Below are 16,987 nucleotides of genomic sequence, written 5' to 3'. Positions count from 1 at the left end.
TCATGAAGTTTGCGTTGGCGAGCTACGGAACTCGCGGCGACATCGAGCCGTGCGCCGCCATCGGCCGGGAGCTGCAGCGCCGGGGGCACGAGGTGCGGGTGGCGGTGCCGCCCAACCTGATTGGCTTCGTCGAGTCGGCCGGGCTGCCCGCCGTCGCCTACGGGCAGCGGGATTCCCAGCAGCAGTTGGACGAGGACTTCCTGCATAATTCGTGGAAGATCCAAAATCCGGTCAAGCTGGCGCGCGAGGCCATGGAGCCGGTCAGGGTGGGCTACGAGGAGCTGGGTGCCGCGCTCAAGCCGCTCGCGGCCGGGGTCGACCTGCTACTGACCGGCCAGCTCTATCAGGAAATCGCCGCCAATGTCGCGGAGCGCTACGGCATTCCGTTGGCCGCGTTGCACTTCTACCCGATGCGGCCCAACGGCCAAGTGGCGTTTCCCGCGCGGTTACCGGCGCCGCTGGTGCGCTCGGCGATGAAAACCCTCGACTGGATGTACTGGCGGTTCACCCGGGGCGCCGAGGACGCGCAGCGCCGGGATTTGGGCCTGCCGAAGGCCACTTGCCCCGCGCCGCAACGCATGTCAGAACTTGGCGCGCTGGAGATCCAGGCCTACGACGAGCTTTGCTTTCCCGGGTTGGCCGCGGAATGGGGCACCCGGCGGCCGTTCGTCGGCGCGCTGACCATGGAGTCGCCGACCGATGCCGACGACGAGGTCGCGTCGTGGATCACCGCCGGAAAGCCGCCGATCTATTTCGGGTTCGGCAGCATGCCCGTCGGGTCGCTTGCGGATCTCGTCACCATGATCGGCGGGGCCTGCGCGGAGCTGGGCGAGCGAGCCCTGGTCTGCTCGCGCGCCCAGGACGGCGGCGTTCCGGATTTCGATCATGTGAAGGTCGTCGCGGCGGTCAATCACGCCGCGATCTTTCCGACCTGCCGCGCGGTCGTGCACCACGGTGGCTCCGGCACGACGGCCGCGGGGTTGCGCGCGGGCGTCCCCACGCTGATCCTCTGGATCACCTCCGATCAGCCGATCTGGGCGGCCCAGATCAAGCAGCTGAAAGTCGGCTCGGCCCGTCGCTTCTCGAGCACCACCCGCAAAACGTTGGTCACCGACCTCCGCTCGGTCCTCGCGCCCGCGTATGTCGGCCGGGCGCGTGAGATCGCCTCGCGGATGACCAAGCCCGCCGAGAGCGTCGCCGGCGCCGCCGATCTGCTGGAAAAGGCCGCCCGACGCGACGGATTCGGCTGATGCCCGAACGCCCCGCGGGGTCGCCCGGCTCGCGGTACGCTCCGGTGGTGTCCCTACTGATCACCGTGCCGGTTTACGGGCAGCACGAGTACACACACGCGCTGATAGCCGATTTGGAGCGCGAGGGCGCCGACTACTTGATCGTCGACAACCGCGGCGACTACCCCAAGATCGGCAACGAACGCGTGGCCACACCGGGTAAGAACCTCGGGTGGGCCGGGGGCAGCGAATTCGGTTTCCGAACTGCGTTCGCGGAGGGCTACTCCCACGCCATGACGCTCAACAACGACACCCGGCTCTCCCGCGGATTCGTCGCCGCGTTGCTCGACCCGCGCCTGCCCGCGGACGTCGGGATGGTGGGGCCGCTGTTCAACATCGGGTTCCCCTACGCGGTGGTCGGGGGGATACCGGATGCAGCGAGTTACGTTCCGCGACCGCGGTATCGGGTGGTGCCCGCCATCGAGGGGACGGCGCTGGCGATGTCCCGGGAATGCTGGGACGCAATGGGGGGAATGGATCTCGACACCTTCGGGCGCTACGGCTGGGGGCTCGATCTCGACCTCGCGCTGCGGGCACGCAAAGCCGGATTCGGTGTTTATACGACGGAAATGGCCTACGTCAACCATTTCGGGCGCCGGACCGCGAAGGTCCACTTCGGCGGCTTGAAGTACCACTGGGGCTCCAGCCGCGCGATGATCCTGGGGTTGCGCAAGACGCACGGTTGGTTCGCGGCCATGGGGATCTTGCGCGAGATGGGGGCGGCGCACCACCGCAAGTGGTACAAGTCGTTCCCGCTCGTCGGGCGCGACGCCGCCGCCAGCCGGCAACCGTAGAGCCCCTTCGCCACGAGCTCAAGGCCCTGCGCCGATGAGGGCCGAATGGCTGCCGGGGCGGATGCGGGAGTAAACCCAGTCAACGTGGGAATAGCGAGAACGCCCACACGCGAACCTGCTCGGTAATCACCATCTAATGATTTGTCGGTGGCGCGCACGGGTGCGTATCTGGCATACGCGAGCAGTCATGCTGGGTCCCGATTTCGGGTCGCAAGTGCCGCCACCAGCAGAAGATGTAAAGCAGCATCGACAGTGCCAGGATCAGGATCACCCAGACAACGACTGTGACATCGACCCACCATCCCATGGGTGGTGAATCCGGAAGCGCGTTGCGCAGGGGAACAATGGCAAAGAGCATTGCCGCGTACCAGGTTGTCATGGGCGGCTGAAATTTCCGTTTGTTTCGCGCTGTTTGGACTGCGACGAATAGCCCCATACCCGCGATGAGGGTCAGGACAAAGAGGATGATCGTGGCAATCGCGGCGGTACTTGGGGACCGCTGCACCAGCACGCGGTAGTCCTGAGACACGGACTTTGGGTCGACTGGATCGGAAATCTTCCGGGCGGCATCTTCAACTGAGACCTTCCAGCCGCGCAACCGGTCGACAAAAGTCACCGCGGCCCGTTCCGGTATTTGAGCTGGGCCCCGGAAGAGCTCGACGGTGATCGGCCGCGAGCGGTAGTGATCCAAGGGGTATTCAGCAGGGTCGCCGGTAATGCTCATGGAAACCTGGAAAACACCGGGCACGTCGCCTTTTGGCCAGGTGCGCTTGGTGGGCGTCACAGCCGAGGTGACCGCGACACTGAATTCTTGCGCGAGGATGTGGGTGTGCGGTGCGAGCAACTGGGGCCCCGGTGCAACGAGAATGTTCGCCACCAGAACGCCGTTGATGGGCTGAACATCCACCAGGTCCACGGTAACCGAGGTGCCATCAGTCGCCAGCTGTCCTGCTCTGACCTCACTGGGCCGTCCCAATCCGGTACTGGCATACAACGCAACCGCGGTGACATAGGCGGCAATGAAGACGACGCAGGCGACGGTGCTGCCGATGGCGACCTTCATGAGGGATCCCCCTGGTTCGTTTCCAGTACGAAATGCGGCCCGGCCAAACTGACACCGATCCTCTCAGATCGACGGCGCAACAGCATTGGTCGGGCCCAACCACACAGACAGGCTTCCCTGGCCGCCCATGTGCCCATTGCCGCCGACTCGCGAGAGGCTTTGGCGAGAGGGAACACCGCGCAGCCATATCCGACCGTCTCGGCAGACCGTAATCGACGTTTCTCGCGCGCGCACAGCCGGACGATTTCGATGTTGCACACTTGAATCGAATTGCCATATTCGTTGTCGCCGTTTATGTTCCGTAAATCCAGTCGGTATCCGATGCCCGGCGCGCTGGCGCCATCGACGGGGGATTAGCGCCGCTCCTCCGGTGGGAATTGACGCCGGGCAAACGGAGCGGCGATTACAGCAAACGGCAGAAGTCTTGTGCTGCATCAACGCACAGAATGCGGGTCGGCTCAGACCCCGACGCGGACGGTCTGCTCCAGGAGGTCAGCGGCGGCCACCACGCCCACGGCCGGTTTGGACATCTGCGGTGCGATCTCGCGGGCCCGGGCCACGCAGTCCGGTGCCAGGATCTTGCGGAGCTGGGAGACCAACGATTTGCGGGTCATGTGCGAAAGTTTCTTGGCGGAACCGACTTTCAGCCGTTTGACCTGAGTGGCCCAGATGAACTGGTCGGCCACGTCCCACAGGATGAGCGTCGGGAGTCCGGCTCGTAGGCTCGCCGCCGTCGTGCCCGCCCCGCCATGGTGCACGGCCGCCCGGCAGGTGGGCAGGATCGCGGAGTAGTTGAGATGCCCGACCAGCTTGATGTGCTCACGATCCGCGGCGGGCTGCGAACCCTCGGCGCCGGAGTAGATCAGCGCCCGTTCGCCCAACTCGGCGCAGGCGTCGGCGATCATGGCCACCGTCTCGGCGGGGGACCGGACCGGCGTGCTGCCAAAACCGAAGTAAATCGGCGGCTTTCCCGCCGCGATCCAGGACGCGACCTCGTCGTCGGTGTCCGCGGCCAACTCCAGGGTCAGCGAACCCACGAAGGGGCGCTTGCCAGTCCATTCCGCCGCGAGCCTTGGGAACAGTGCTCGGTCGTACGCCTGGATTTCGAGCGTTCCGCCGTCGCCCATCCGCTGCCACGCGGGAACCGTCGTGCGCGGCAGACCCAGTTCGCGGCGTTGCGCGTCCTCGTCGGGCTTGGTGAAACGCGAATACAGCCACCAGCCCGCCGACAGCGTGGTGCGGACGGCCGGCGCCGGCGACGGCAGAAACGGAACGCCGATCTGACCGTTGACCCGCACCGGGAAGTGATGCAGCCCCGCCACCGGAATGTCGTAGTATTCCGCGACATTCGCCACCACCCCGTGGTACGTCTGGCCCGTCAGCAGCAGATCCGCCCCGTCGGCCAGCGAGGTGAGCGTCCGGCTCATCTCCGCCCAGCCCTCGACGAAAAGCGACCTGAAGGTGTGCATGAAGTTGACCGGGTTCTGGGGCTTGAATGCGTTGTGGGTGAAGTCGGCGACGGCCACCACCTGCTCGCGCGTGTCCGGACCGTAGGGGACGGCGGGCACCCCGGCCGACTCGACGAAGTCAACCAGGTTGGGCGGCACCGCCATTCGGACATCGTGCCCGCGGCGCCGCAGTTCCACGCCGACCGTGGCGCCGGGCTCGATGTCGCCGCGGGTACCGTGGGCCGCCAAGACAAACTTCATCGACGGAGCTCAGCCTTCCACTTCGCTCGGGGACGAAGCGCTTCGCAGCTTACCTTGCTACGCGAACCGGAACCGCGGCCAGCTTGCCCGCGACGACCCGGTCGAACACCGACTTCAAGGCCTCCGTGTAGCGAATCACGGATTCGCGGGCAACCGGGTTGTTCGGGTAGGACACCATGATCGAGACCTCGTCGAACAGCCGGAACACCGTCGAGTACATGTACGCCGGGCTGCGGCCATCGGTGAACGCGGTCGCGTTCACGCCGTCCAGGGCGGTGGCGACGATGCCTGACAGGGGAGGAAGGCCCGCGTCCATGTAGCTCATCATGGTGAACTGGGGTCCGTGCTTACGGAGCCAGGGCGCCAATTTCAGCACGCGGTCGAACGGCACGTTCGCCAGATCCATGTTCGCGTCGAAGGAGGCCTGCGCGGCGCGGGCCGTTTCCTCGAACGAGTTCGGGTCGACGGGCACGGTGAACGGCACCACGCCGGTGAACCAGCCCACCGTCATGAAGTCCGCCGGGCTCTTCCGCTTGTCGGTGGGGGTGAGCCCGTAATAGGTTTCCGCGCCGGTCAATTCGTAGTGAGCCAGGGCGGCGCAGGCGAACAGGCCACCGCTGAACCGGGCGCCTGCCTGCCGGCAGAGGGCCTCGAACTGGGCCGTCTGTTCCGGGCCCAGCAGCCGCTCCACGTGGGTGTCCCCGCCGCAGGGAATCGACTGGTCGCCCAGCGGCAGCGGGAAGTCGGGCAGGGTCCCGCCGTTGGCTTCGGCGAACTCGATCCACTTGCGCACCTCGGGGGACTCCAACGTCATCCCCGACACGATCTGGTGCTCGCGCATGCAGAAGTCGTCGTAGCTCGCCGCCGGCGGCAGCGTGACGGGCGCCTTGCCCTCGATGAGCGCGGTGTAATTCATCACGATCTCGACATACAGCCCCGCGAGCAACATCGGATCGCAGTGCAGGTGGTCCACGACCGCGTACAGCGAGAAGCGGTCGTCGTGCTGGACGATGCCCAACCTGAAGCAGTCCCACTGCAGCGGGTCGGGCGTGGCCAGCACGTGGTCGCGCCATTCGAGCTCCGTCATCACGCCGTACTCCTTCGCGACGAACTGAATGTCGCGCGGGTTCTTCAGGGTGTGGCGGATGATGTTCTTGTCTTCGGTGTACTCGAACCAGCTGTGGTACGTCGCGTGACGCCTAAGGTGCGCGTTGATCACGTAGCTCATGGCTCGGATGTCGCAGCGGCCGGGCACATCCCAGGAACCCATGATCGCTCGCGAGTAGTCGAGACCGCGCTCGCCGAACTCGACGAACCCACGAATGTGACCCGCCTGCATCGAGCTGGGCGGCACCGGGCTCACCGGGGCCTGCCGAGCCTTCACGATGCAGCCGGGCGTGGGCTGCCACGTCACGACTGATCCCGCACCCGGGTACCAGTCGTACGCGTTGCCAACTCGCAGGCTGTCGTGCTCAGAGCCTCCACCTATGAACACGTTTCCCTCCTTAATACCGGCCTAAGCAATACAGTCGACGTTGACGCAGTACGTATCTCACGCGGGTGCCGCAGCGGTCTCCTCCTTCGGCGCCAGCTTCGCGAACAGGTGATCCGCCAGACCCCGCACGGTGGTGATGTCGGCTGAGGTGATGCGGACGCCGGTCTGGGCCTCGATGTGGGTGCGCAGCTCGAGGTTGCCCAGCGAGTCGAGGCCGTACTCGGCAAGCGGGTGGTCCACGTCGATGTTGCGGCGCAGGATCAGGCCGATCTGCTCGGAGAGCAGGCGCCGCAGCCGGGTAGGCCACTCGTCGAGCGGTAGGTCGGACAGCTCGGCGCGCAGTTTGCTTGAGCCCGAACGCTTTTCGCCGGCCGACTTGAACATCTCGAGGAACTTGCTGCGTTCCGCGAAGGACGCGATCCACGGGGTACCGATGAGCGGGCTGTAGCCCGTGTACGCCCGGTCGTGGCGCAGCAGCGCCTCGAAAGCGTAGGCGCCCTCGTCGGGAGCGATCGCGGCGCCGCTGCCTTCGGCGAAGTCCGCACCGCGGCCGATCTCGCCCCAGGCACCCCAGGCGATCGACGTGGCCGGCAGGCCCTGCGCACGCCGCCAGTGGGTGAAGGCGTCCAGCCAGCTGTTGGCCGCGGCGTAGGCGCCCTGGCCCGGCGAGCCCAGCAGGGCCGCCGCCGACGAGAACGAGCAGAACCAGTCCAGGTCCGCGGATGCGGTGGCCTCGTGCAGGTTCCACGCGCCGTACACCTTCGGCGCCCAGTCGCGGTCGATCAGTTCATCGGTGATGTTGGTCAGGGTGGCGTCCTCGACCACCGCTGCCGCGTGGAGCACGCCCCGCAACGGCAGGCCGGTGGCGGTCGCCGTGGCCACCAATCGCGCTGCGACGTCTGCCTGGGCGATGTCGCCGCACTCCACGATCACGTCAGAACCTATCGCTCGGACGAGCTCGATCGTTTCAAGCGCCTTCTGCGAGGGCTCGGACCGCGAGGTGAGCACGATCCGGCCCGCGCCGGCCGCGGCCATCTTCTCGGCCAGGAACAGCCCGAGGCCACCGAGCCCACCGGTGATGATGTAGGAGCCGTCGCGCCGGAAGACCGGTGCCTGCTCCGGCGGCAGCACCACGCTGCTGCGACCGACCCGCGGGATGTCGAGGATGAGCTTGCCGGTGTGTTCGGCCGCGCTCATCACGCGGATCGCCGTGGCCGCCTCGGAGAGCGGGTAGTGCGTGCTCTCGGGCATCGGCAACACGCCCTCGGCGGTCAACCGGTAGACGGTGCTCAGGACCTGGCTGACCTGGCTGGGATGGCTCACGGACATCAGCCCGAGGTCGACGCCCCAGAACGCCAGGTTGCGACGGAACGGGAAGAGACCCAGCTTGGTGTCCCCGTAGATGTCGCGCTTGCCGATCTCGACGAACCGCCCACCGAGCGCGAGCAGTTTGATCCCGGCCAGCTGCGCGGCGCCGGTCACCGAGTTGAGCACGATGTCCACGCCGTAGCCGTCGGTGTCGCGCCGGATCGCGTCGGCGAACTCGACGGAGCGCGAGTCGTAGACATGCTCGATTCCCATGTCCCGCAACAACTGCCGGCGTTGCTCGCTGCCGGCCGTGGCGAAGATCTCGGCGCCCGCGGCGCGGGCGATGGCGATGGCCGCCTGCCCGACCCCGCCGGTGCCGGAGTGGATCAGCACCTTGTCGCCGGCCTGGATGCGGGCCAGTTCGTTCAGGCCGTACCAGGCGGTGGCGTGCGCGGTGGTCACCGCGGCCGCCTGCGCGTCGCTCAGCCCCTCGGGCAGCGTGGTGGCCAGGCGCGCGTCGCAGGTGACGTACGTGGCCCAGCAGCCGTTGGGGGACATGCCGCCGACGTGGTCACCGACCTTGTGGTTGGTGACGTCGGGTCCGACGGCCGTGACCACGCCCGCGAAATCCGTGCCCAGCTGGGGCAGGATGTTGTCGAGGCTCTGGTAGCGGCCGAACGCGTTCAGCACATCGGCGAAGTTGATGCTCGACGCGGTGACCGCCACCTCGATCTGACCCGGTCCCGGCGGAACCCGGTCGAACGCGGCGAACTCCATCGTCTGCAGGTCACCCGGCGTGCGGATCTGCATGCGCATCCCGGCGGCCTCGTGATCGACGACGGTGGACAGCCGCTCTTCGGGACGCAGCGGGGTGGGGCACAGGCGCGCGCTGTACCACTCGTCGTTGCGCCAGGCCGTCTCGTCCTCTCCGGGGCCCGTCATCAGCAGCTGGCGCACCACCTGCTCGGCGGCGGTCTGCTCATCGACGTCGATGTGGGTGGTGTGCAGGTGGGGGTGCTCGGCACCGATCACCCGCAGCAGGCCGCGCAGGCCGCCCTGGTCGAGGTTGGGAACGTCCTCCGACAACACCTTTTGGGCGTTGCGGGTGACGACGATCAAGCGGGGCGACTCGCCCTGGAGTTCCGGCAGCTCGCGGGCGATGCGCACCAGGTGGTGTACCAGATCGCCGCCACGCACGGCGCTTTCGTCGTCCGGGTTGCCGTTCTTCGGCTCGGTGACCACGACCACGCCGGCGAACTCACCCTTTTCGACCTCGTCGCGCAGGAGCCCGGCGATCGCCTGGTGGTCGGCCTGCTGCGGCCAGGACAGGGTCTTGGCTTCCGCGTCGTGCAGCTTCATCGCGTCGGTGAGCGCCGTCGCCACCAGGTCGGCGGCGTCGGAGGTGCTGATCAGCAGCCACGCGCCGGTCTCGGCGGCAGCCTCGGGCAGCTGGCGTTGCTGCCATTCCACGGTCAGCAGGCGCTCGGCCATCACCTTGGCCCGCTCGCCGCTGGGCGAGACGCCGGTGCCCATCTGCAGCCCGCGGACGGTCAGCAGCACGGTTCCGTGCTTGTCCAGCACGTCGAGGTCGGCCTCGACGGCTCCGCCGCTCGCCGCGGTCACCCGCGAGTAGCAGTAGCGGGCGGTGCTGACGGGGCCGTGGACCCGAAGCCGGCGAACACCGAGCGGCAGCAGCAGGCCGCCCAGGCTGGCGTTCGCGACGCTGGGGTGCGCGGCGACCGACTGGAAGCAGGCGTCCAGCAGCGCCGGGTGCACCCCGTAGTTCGTCTGCTGCGTCCGGATCACGCTGGGCAGCCCGATCTCGGCGAGCACGGTGGTGCCGGTTCCCTCGGCGGTGTGCGCGCCGGCCAGGCCGGTGAAGGCGGGGCCGTACTGGATACCGCACAGGTCCATGGCGTCGCGGAGGTCGCTGCCCTCCAGCCGGCTCGGGTGCGTCTCCAGCAGCTCCTCGATGTCCTGCGCGGCCGGCACGTCTTCGTCGTCGACGTCGTGCAACACGGCCGACGCGCGACGTGCCTGCACGCCGTCCTCGTTGGTTTCCACCGCGAAGGCGAGCGTGCCGGGCGTCTCCGCGGTGGCGGTGAGGCTGATCTGGGTTTCCTCGTCGAGCATCAGCATCTGCTCGAAGCGGACGTCGTGAACCTCGGATGCGTCACCGAAGACGGTGCGGGCCGCGGCCAGCGCCATCTCGCAGTAGGCCGCACCCGGCAGCGTGGCCGTGCCGTGCACCTGGTGGTCGGCCAGCCAGGGCAGCGTCGCCGTGCCGATGTCTGCCTGCCACACGTGGCGCTCCGGCTCCTCGGGCAGGCGCACGTGCTGGCCCATCAGCGGGTGCACCGCGACGCTGGAGGCCAGCGCGCGCGAGCTGTGACCCTCGCGGCTCAGCAGCAGCGACCGATGGGTCCACGCGGGCAGCGGCGCGTCCACCAGGTGCCCGCCCGGGTACAGCACGGAGAAGTCAACCGTGGCGCCGGTGGCGTACAGGTCACCCAGCAAGCCGCGCAGGCCGTGGGGCAGCGGCTGTTCGCGCCGCATCGCGGCGAGTGCGGCCACGGTCATGTCGAGGCTGCGGGCGGTCTGGTCGACCGCGTGGGTCAGCAGCGGGTGGGGCGACAGCTCGCCGAAGACGCGGAAGCCGTCTTCCAGTGCCGCCTGCACCGCGGCCGAGAACCGCACCGTGTGGCGCAGGTTGTCGACCCAGTAGTTCGCGTCGCAGTACGGCTCCTCGCGCGGGTCGAACGAGGTGGCCGAGTAGTACGGGACCTCCGGGGTCAGCGGCTCGATCTCGGCCAGCACGTCGTACAGCTCGTCGAGGATCGGGTCGACCTGCGGCGAATGCGACGCCACGTCGACGGCCACCTCACGGGCCATCACCTCGCGCTGCTCCCAGACCGCCACCAGCTCGCGGACCGAATCGGTCGCGCCGCCGATGACGGTGGACTGCGGCGACGCGACGACCGCTACCACGGCGTCGTTGACGCCGCGAGCCATCAGCTCCGAAAGCACTTGCTGGGCAGGCAGTTCCACGGACGCCATCGCCCCCGAGCCGGCGATCTTGGTCATCAGCCGCGAGCGGCGGCAGATGACCCGCACCCCGTCCTCGAGCGACAGCGCTCCGGCGACGACGGCCGCCGCGGACTCGCCCATCGAGTGGCCGATCACCGCGCCGGGGCGGACGCCGTAGGCCTTCATCGTGGCCGCCAGCGCGACCTGCATCGCGAAGATCGTCGGCTGCACCCGGTCGATGCCGGTGACCTTCTCGGGGGCGGTCAGCGCCTCGGTCACGGAGAACCCGGACTCGTGGGCGATCAGCGGCTCGACCTCGGCGATGGCCGCTGCGAACGCGGGCTCGTTCGCCAGCAGGTCGGTGCCCATGGCGGCCCACTGCGACCCCTGGCCGGAGAACACCCAGACCGGGCCGCGCTCCTCCTGACCGACGACCTCCTGGAACAGGGCGTCACCGTTGGCGACGTCACGCAGGGCCGTCAGCAGCTCCGGCGTGTCGCTGGCCAGCACGGTGGTGCGCACCGAACGGTGCCCGCGCTTGCGAGCGAGCGTGTAGGCCAGGTCCGGCGCAGCCACCTCGGTGACGTGGGCCTCGAGCCAGTCCGCCAGCCGGGCGGCGGTTTCGCGCAGACTGTCGTCCGAGGTGGCCGACAGCGGGAACAGCAGGGTGCCGTCGCGGCCCGGGCGGGTCGCCGCGCCGTTGCGCGAAATGGGCTCGGGAGCCTCCTCGACGATTGCGTGCACATTGGTGCCGGAGATCCCGTACGCCGACACCGCCGCGCGCCGCGGCTGGTCGCCGCTCAGCGGCCACGGCGTAATCTCTTGCGGCACAAACAATCCGGTGTCGATCCTGGCCATCTCGTCGGGCAGGCTCTCGAAGTGCAGGTTCTTGGGAACCACACCGTGCTGGACGGCGAGAACCGCCTTCATCATCCCCAGCGCACCCGCTGCCGCCTGGGTGTGCCCGAAGTTCGTCTTCGCGGCGCCGAGCACGCAGGGGTTGCCGATGCCGTATACCTCGGCGAGGCTGCCGTATTCGATCGGGTCGCCGACGGGGGTCCCCGTGCCGTGCGCCTCGACCATGCCGACGGTGCCGGCGTCCACACCCGCCGCCGCGAGCGCCGCGCGGTAAACCGCCGACTGCGCCTCGCCGGACGGCATCGCGATGTTCATCGTGTGGCCGTCCTGGTTGGCGGCCGTGGCGCGGATCACACCGAGGATCCGGTCGCCGTCGCGCTGCGCGTCGGTCAGGCGCTTGAGCAGCAGCACCACGCAGCCCTCGCCGGAGACGAAGCCGTCGGCCTTGATGTCGAACGCGTGGCAGTGCCCGCTGCCCGACAGCATGCCCCCCGCCGACGCGGAGGCGGACCGGCGCGGTTCCAGCATCACGTTCACGCCACCGGCGAACGCGAGGTTGCTCTCCCCGTCGTTGAGGCTGCGGCAGGCCTGGTGGATGGCGAACAGGCCGGAAGAGCACGCGGTGTCGATCGTGACCGCGGGGCCGTGCAGGCCGAGCGCGTAGGCGATCCGCCCGGACGCCATGCAGGAGATGGTCCCGGGGTTTCCGTACGGGCCGTCAAAGGCGTCAGTGGCGGCGTGGACGAATTGGTAGTCGCCATAGTTCAATCCGACGAAAACACCCGTTTCCTCGGCCATGGTTTCCTTGGTGAGGCCGGCGTGTTCCATGGCCTCCCACGCGGTTTCCATCAGCAGGCGGTGCTGGGGGTCCATCGCCGTGGCTTCTTTTTCGGTGATGCCGAAGAACTCGGGGTCGAAGTCGCCGACGTTGTCCAGGAAGGAGCCCCACTTGCAGACCGACCGCCCAGGCACGCCCGGCTCGGGGTCGTAGTAGTAGTCGACGTCCCAGCGTTCGGCGGGAATTTCCTTGACAAGGTCGTCGCCGCGGAGCAACGCTTCCCAAAAGAGGTCAGGTGAGTTGATGCCCCCGGGCAGCCGGCAAGCCATCCCGATGACCGCGACCGGAGTCACGCCTGCCTTATCCACTGTCCTTCACCTCTCCTTGCCTATCCACAAGTTCCTATCACTGCTGCTCGCTCTTATCAGAGCTTCGAGAAATCTCGTCGAATTTTTTTGCGCGAGCTGGCAACTCCGCCGCAACGCAAAAAAACCCACCGACCCCCGCATCGAAGCCCACCCGTAACAACATGGCGCGATCAGCAGCGTAGCGGCTTCGCTTCTCACGCGTGGAAAAATCGTGCGAACGTACAAAAATTTAACAAAGCCCTGGCCAGGGCCGGTCGACACCCGGCTTGGCGAACCGGCCAGACGCATACTTTTGGGACGGTATTCGCCCATTGCCTCGTACCGGCGTCGCCACCAGACACGCTGTCCGACAAGGTCTCCGGCGTTTACCAGCCCGAACCGGCGCCGACCACGGGCGTTGTCGGCGCCGAGCGTCGGGGACAGCGTGAACCAGCCCGACCCGCGGGGGCCGAGGCGTAGACCAAATTGGACGCACCGATGCGCTGCATCGAAGATGCGAATCACGCCATGGTAGGGGCTATTGCGAAACTCCGCAGGAAAATCGCTGAAATCTTTAAGATTGCAAGTTAAGTCCTGCCTAAATTGTGTCGAGATTCATACTTTGCCGTGATTGCCGTGCCCGGTTCGAGGCCGAACCGTGGTGTCGGGGGAGCGGCGCGGGCGCCGTCTGGGGGACCGATCACGGGCCGATCACGGCCCGGCCACAGCTTTGAATTCATTCGCTGGCGACGGCCGTGCGGCGCGACCGGGACGAGCCGGCCCGACGCCGTCGTCGTCGCGGTATCCCTCCGGGCGCCAACGGTATTCGCGCATGCGCCCCCGGCGCCGCTCGAGCCGGAACCGTCGTTTTCATCAGGCCGCCCGGCGTTGCGGCGTTGGGGCTCCGGGCTTTTCGTCCGTCATTCTCCCGGTCCGACGGCTGTGGCTGCTGGCTACCATTGCCCGTGAACGCGAGGTGTCCACCAGTGGACGGAGTGCTCACACCATGACCCCACCTATCGGGCAAGCCCGGGTCCCCAGACTGCCGCTTGACGTGGCCAAGGCCGCCGCCGACGAGGCCGCGGTGCCCGACTACATGGCGGAGCTCAGCATCTTCCAGGTGCTGCTGAACCATCCGCCGCTGGCGCGCGGCATCAACGACCTGCTCGCCACCATGCTCTGGCACGGCAGCCTGGACCCGCGGTTGCGTGAGCTGGTCATCATGCGGATCGGCTGGCTCACCGCGTGCGACTACGAGTGGACGCAGCACTGGCGGGTCGCGTCGGGGCTGGGCGTGAGCGCCGGCGATCTCCTCGGCGTGCGCGATTGGCGGGCATATGAGGGCTTCGGGCCGGCCGAGCGCGCGGTGCTGGCGGCCACCGACGACGTGGTGCGCGACGGCGCGGTAAGCGCCGAGAGCTGGGCCGCGTGCGAGCGTGAATTACAAAGCGACACAGTGGTTCTCATAGAGCTCGTCACCGCCATCGGCGCGTGGCGAATGGTCTCGTCGATCCTGCGCAGCCTCCAGGTCCCGTTGGAAGAGGGCGTGTCCAGCTGGCCGCCGGACGGCCGGTCCCCTTAACCGATTGACTTATCAATCAGTAACTCTTAGCGTCGGGCAATGCGAACCAGGGCCGCCGAGATGCTCGGCGTTGAATTTCCGATCTGCGCCTTCAGCCACTGCCGCGACGTCGTCGCCGCGGTGACCAATGCGGGCGGCCTCGGCATCCTCGGCGCCGTCGCGCACAGTCCGGAGCGCCTGCACAACGAGCTGACCTGGATCGAGGAGCAGACCGGCGGCAAGCCATACGGCGTCGACCTGCTGTTGCCCCCCAAGTACGTCGGCGCCGAGCAGGGCGGGATCGACGCCAAACAGGCGCGCGAGCTGCTGCCCGAGGAGCACCGCGCGTTCGTCGAGGACATCCTGTCCCGCTACGGCGTCGCGGCCCCCACCGAGGCGCCCAGGGCGTCGTCCGGGGGCCTCAACATCTCGCCCAAGGGCTACGAGCCGTTGCTCGACGTGGCCTTCGAGCACGACATCCGGCTGATCGCCAGCGCCCTCGGGTCGCCGCCCGCCGACCTCGTCCAGCGCGCCCACGACCGCGACGTCGTGGTGGCCGCGCTCGCGGGCACCACGCAGCACGCGCGGCGGCATGCGGCCGCGGGCGTCGACCTGATCGTCGCGCAGGGCACCGAGGCGGGCGGCCACACCGGCGAGGTGGCGACCATGGTGCTGGTGCCCGAGGTGGTGGATGCCGTGGCACCGGTGCCCGTTCTGGCGGCCGGCGGGATCGCGCGCGGCCGCCAGGTCGCCGCCGCCCTGGCGCTGGGCGCCGAGGGGGTGTGGTGCGGCTCGGTGTGGTTGACCACCGAGGAGGCCGAGACGGTTCCCGTGGTCAAGGAGAAGTTCCTGGCGGCCAGCTCCTCGGACACGGTGCGCTCCCGATCGATGACCGGCAAACCGGCGCGGATGCTGCGCACGGCCTGGACCGACGAGTGGGCGCGGCCCGACACCCCCGATCCGCTCGGCATGCCGCTGCAGACCGCCTTGGTCACCGGCTCGCAGGTGCGCATCAACCAGGCCGCCACCAATCCGGAGTCCAAGGCGCGCGAGCTGGCGACGTACTTCGTCGGCCAGGTGGTCGGTTCGCTCGACCGGGTCCGCCCGGCCCGCTCGGTGGTGCTCGACATGGTCGAGGAGTTCATCGACACCATCGGCCGGCTCGACGGCCTGGTCGATACGTGACAAGCGCGGCCCGCCGGCGCCGCGCGGTCAGCGACGAAGACAAGTCACAGCGGCGCGAGCAGATCATGTCGGCCGCCAAGGAAGTGTTCGCGCGCAAGGGTTTTCATGCGACGACGATCGCCGACATCGCCAAGCGGGCCGGCCTGGCCTACGGCTCGGTCTATTGGTACTTCGATTCCAAGGACGAGTTGTTCCACGCGTTGATGGCGGCCGAGGAGAGCGCACTGCGCACCCATGTCGTTGCGGCGCTGGGGGTTCCGGCCCGCAGCGTCGGGCAAGAGGAGTCGCTTCGGGTCGCGGTGCGGGCGACGCTGGAGTTCTTCGAGTCCGACAGGGCGACGGTCAAGCTGCTGCTGCGCGACCCGTGCGCGCTGGGCGAGCGATTCGAAAAACATCTCGGCGGGATCTACGAGCGGTTCATCGACGACATCGAAAGCTTCATCGTGGCCGCCCAGGAGCGCGGTGAGGTGGTGAGCGCCCCGCCGCGCATGGTGGCGTACACGCTGGCGGCGCTGGTCGGCCAGCTGGCGCAACGGCGGCTGAGCACCGACGACGACGTCACCGCAGCTCAGGTGGCTGATTTCGTGGTGGCGCTAGTGCTGGACGGGCTGCGCCCGCGGGGGGCGGGGTCCAGCGCGCCCGCAGCTTGTTAACGCCTGTGTGTTCCCGTAATGACCGCATAAAGATTCGGCGACACGACCAGATCACATTGACCGTGTCGTGGCGGTCGTGCATGATCGGTCGCGTATGCACCTCGTTAGGTGAGGCGTCTACACGAATACAGGCCACTGACCCCGAACGTCCAAAGACGCCCCGGGTCAGGACAGCTCCTCCCGGCTTAAGGGTTGAGCCCAGGTGGCTTCCGAGGAATCGGACACGTCGTGTAGTGCCAAAGCTCTGACGAGAGGGGTGCGGATCCGGCGTTCGCCGGCTTCTGTACTCCTTTCGGTGCGCGTGGATCGCGCGGGCAAACCGCACGCGCGTCGTGACCGTCGAGGAGGTGAGGGACGCATGAGTTCCAGCGATAGTCCGGGTCGAAGTCCGGGCTGTGTTCCGTCCCGATCCGACTTCCGGCGCGACGTTCTCGGCTGAGTCGCCGCAACGCTAATAGGCTTACCGGCCAAGCGTTCTCGGATCGGAACCCCAACGGGATGGGACACGTCAGTCCAATCAAAGCTCTTGTTTTGATTCCATCCGCTCGTTTGGATTCCGAGGAGACGATCATGACCGCAGTTCTGCACGACGAAGTGGTAACCGTCGCACCCAAGCTGACCGTGGTGCGCGACACGACCCCGGCCCCCGCGCCCACCCCCGCGCCCAAGAAGGGCACGACCATCGTCATCACTGACCCGCTGGTGGATGGTGCCGCCCACTTCCTGGCCATCGGCGTGCGTCACGTGTACGCGGCGCTGTGGCGGGTGGGTGTGCTGGAAGTCCGGGCCTAATGGTGCTCTATTCGCTCCAAGGGGCTACCCGGCCGCAGGTCTGTCCTGAGGCCAGGTAGCCCCTTGGAGTGCGGGGTTTGAGTAGAATCGAGCCAATGGCATCGATCCGGCGATCACCGGGGAGCCTT

The 16,987-nt window shown here is 67.9% G+C and carries 10 protein-coding genes and 1 riboswitch; of the genes, 6 read left to right on the top strand and 4 right to left on the bottom strand.

The features are described from left to right. Positions 1-2: 2 nt before the first annotated feature. A complete protein-coding gene (locus tag AC5Y5E_RS05910) occupies positions 3-1,250 on the top strand; it encodes a glycosyltransferase (protein WP_499902056.1) in 1,248 nt (415 codons plus the stop codon). Then, positions 1,250-2,083 carry a glycosyltransferase family protein gene (locus tag AC5Y5E_RS05905; RefSeq protein ID WP_499902055.1) on the top strand — a complete coding sequence of 278 codons (834 nt, stop codon included), beginning with the start codon at positions 1,250-1,252 and terminating at the stop codon, positions 2,081-2,083. The genes AC5Y5E_RS05910 and AC5Y5E_RS05905 overlap by 1 nt, the downstream gene beginning before the upstream one ends. A gap of 133 nt (positions 2,084-2,216) precedes the next feature. On the opposite strand, the gene AC5Y5E_RS05900 is transcribed toward AC5Y5E_RS05905, so the two are convergent. The 4 genes from AC5Y5E_RS05900 to pks2 form a co-directional block, all read right to left on the bottom strand. Beyond that, positions 2,217-3,146: a DUF4436 domain-containing protein gene (locus AC5Y5E_RS05900; RefSeq protein WP_499902054.1), complete on the bottom strand. Its 930-nt coding sequence runs from the start codon at positions 3,144-3,146 to the stop codon at positions 2,217-2,219. Between the two features lie 458 nt (positions 3,147-3,604). Further along, positions 3,605-4,855 (bottom strand): glycosyltransferase, encoded by a 1,251-nt coding sequence (locus AC5Y5E_RS05895; protein ID WP_499902053.1) that lies wholly within the window; start codon positions 4,853-4,855, stop codon positions 3,605-3,607. 49 nt (positions 4,856-4,904) lie between these two features. After that, entirely contained in the window at positions 4,905-6,350 is a 1,446-nt protein-coding gene (locus AC5Y5E_RS05890; protein ID WP_499902052.1) for a condensation domain-containing protein, read from the bottom strand. Positions 6,351-6,407: 57 nt separating this feature from the next. Beyond that, positions 6,408-12,689, bottom strand: coding sequence for a sulfolipid-1 biosynthesis phthioceranic/hydroxyphthioceranic acid synthase (pks2, locus tag AC5Y5E_RS05885; RefSeq protein ID WP_499902051.1), 6,282 nt, complete (start codon positions 12,687-12,689; stop codon positions 6,408-6,410). A 997-nt stretch (positions 12,690-13,686) separates the two neighbouring features. On the opposite strand from pks2, the gene AC5Y5E_RS05880 reads away from it, so the two are divergent. From AC5Y5E_RS05880 to AC5Y5E_RS05865, 4 genes are all read left to right on the top strand, one after another. Next, positions 13,687-14,250: a carboxymuconolactone decarboxylase family protein gene (locus tag AC5Y5E_RS05880; protein WP_499902613.1), complete on the top strand. Its 564-nt coding sequence runs from the start codon at positions 13,687-13,689 to the stop codon at positions 14,248-14,250. A 39-nt stretch (positions 14,251-14,289) separates the two neighbouring features. After that, positions 14,290-15,414 carry an NAD(P)H-dependent flavin oxidoreductase gene (locus AC5Y5E_RS05875; RefSeq protein ID WP_499902050.1) on the top strand — a complete coding sequence of 375 codons (1,125 nt, stop codon included), beginning with the start codon at positions 14,290-14,292 and terminating at the stop codon, positions 15,412-15,414. Beyond that, positions 15,411-16,067 carry a TetR/AcrR family transcriptional regulator gene (locus AC5Y5E_RS05870; RefSeq protein WP_499902049.1) on the top strand — a complete coding sequence of 219 codons (657 nt, stop codon included), beginning with the start codon at positions 15,411-15,413 and terminating at the stop codon, positions 16,065-16,067. The genes AC5Y5E_RS05875 and AC5Y5E_RS05870 overlap by 4 nt, the downstream gene beginning before the upstream one ends. A gap of 93 nt (positions 16,068-16,160) precedes the next feature. Further along, positions 16,161-16,330: riboswitch (M-box (ykoK) riboswitch) on the top strand. A gap of 307 nt (positions 16,331-16,637) precedes the next feature. Then, positions 16,638-16,859: an Rv1535 family protein gene (locus AC5Y5E_RS05865; RefSeq protein ID WP_499902048.1), complete on the top strand. Its 222-nt coding sequence runs from the start codon at positions 16,638-16,640 to the stop codon at positions 16,857-16,859. The last annotated feature ends 128 nt before the right edge of the window (positions 16,860-16,987 follow it).

It is taken from the genome of Mycobacterium sp. NGS54, from assembly GCF_059812465.1.
This window is presented reverse-complemented; position numbering and strand designations above follow the sequence as displayed.

What these genes read in the sequence shown, in the direction of transcription:
- AC5Y5E_RS05910 (WP_499902056.1), top strand. Translation starts at nt 3, where the DNA reads ATGAAGTTTGCGTTGGCGAGCTACGGAACTCGCGGCGACATCGAGCCG.
- AC5Y5E_RS05905 (WP_499902055.1), top strand. Translation starts at nt 1,250, where the DNA reads ATGCCCGAACGCCCCGCGGGGTCGCCCGGCTCGCGGTACGCTCCGGTG.
- AC5Y5E_RS05900 (WP_499902054.1), bottom strand. Translation starts at nt 3,146, where the DNA reads ATGAAGGTCGCCATCGGCAGCACCGTCGCCTGCGTCGTCTTCATTGCC.
- AC5Y5E_RS05895 (WP_499902053.1), bottom strand. Translation starts at nt 4,855, where the DNA reads ATGAAGTTTGTCTTGGCGGCCCACGGTACCCGCGGCGACATCGAGCCC.
- AC5Y5E_RS05875 (WP_499902050.1), top strand. Translation starts at nt 14,290, where the DNA reads ATGCGAACCAGGGCCGCCGAGATGCTCGGCGTTGAATTTCCGATCTGC.
- AC5Y5E_RS05865 (WP_499902048.1), top strand. Translation starts at nt 16,638, where the DNA reads ATGACCGCAGTTCTGCACGACGAAGTGGTAACCGTCGCACCCAAGCTG.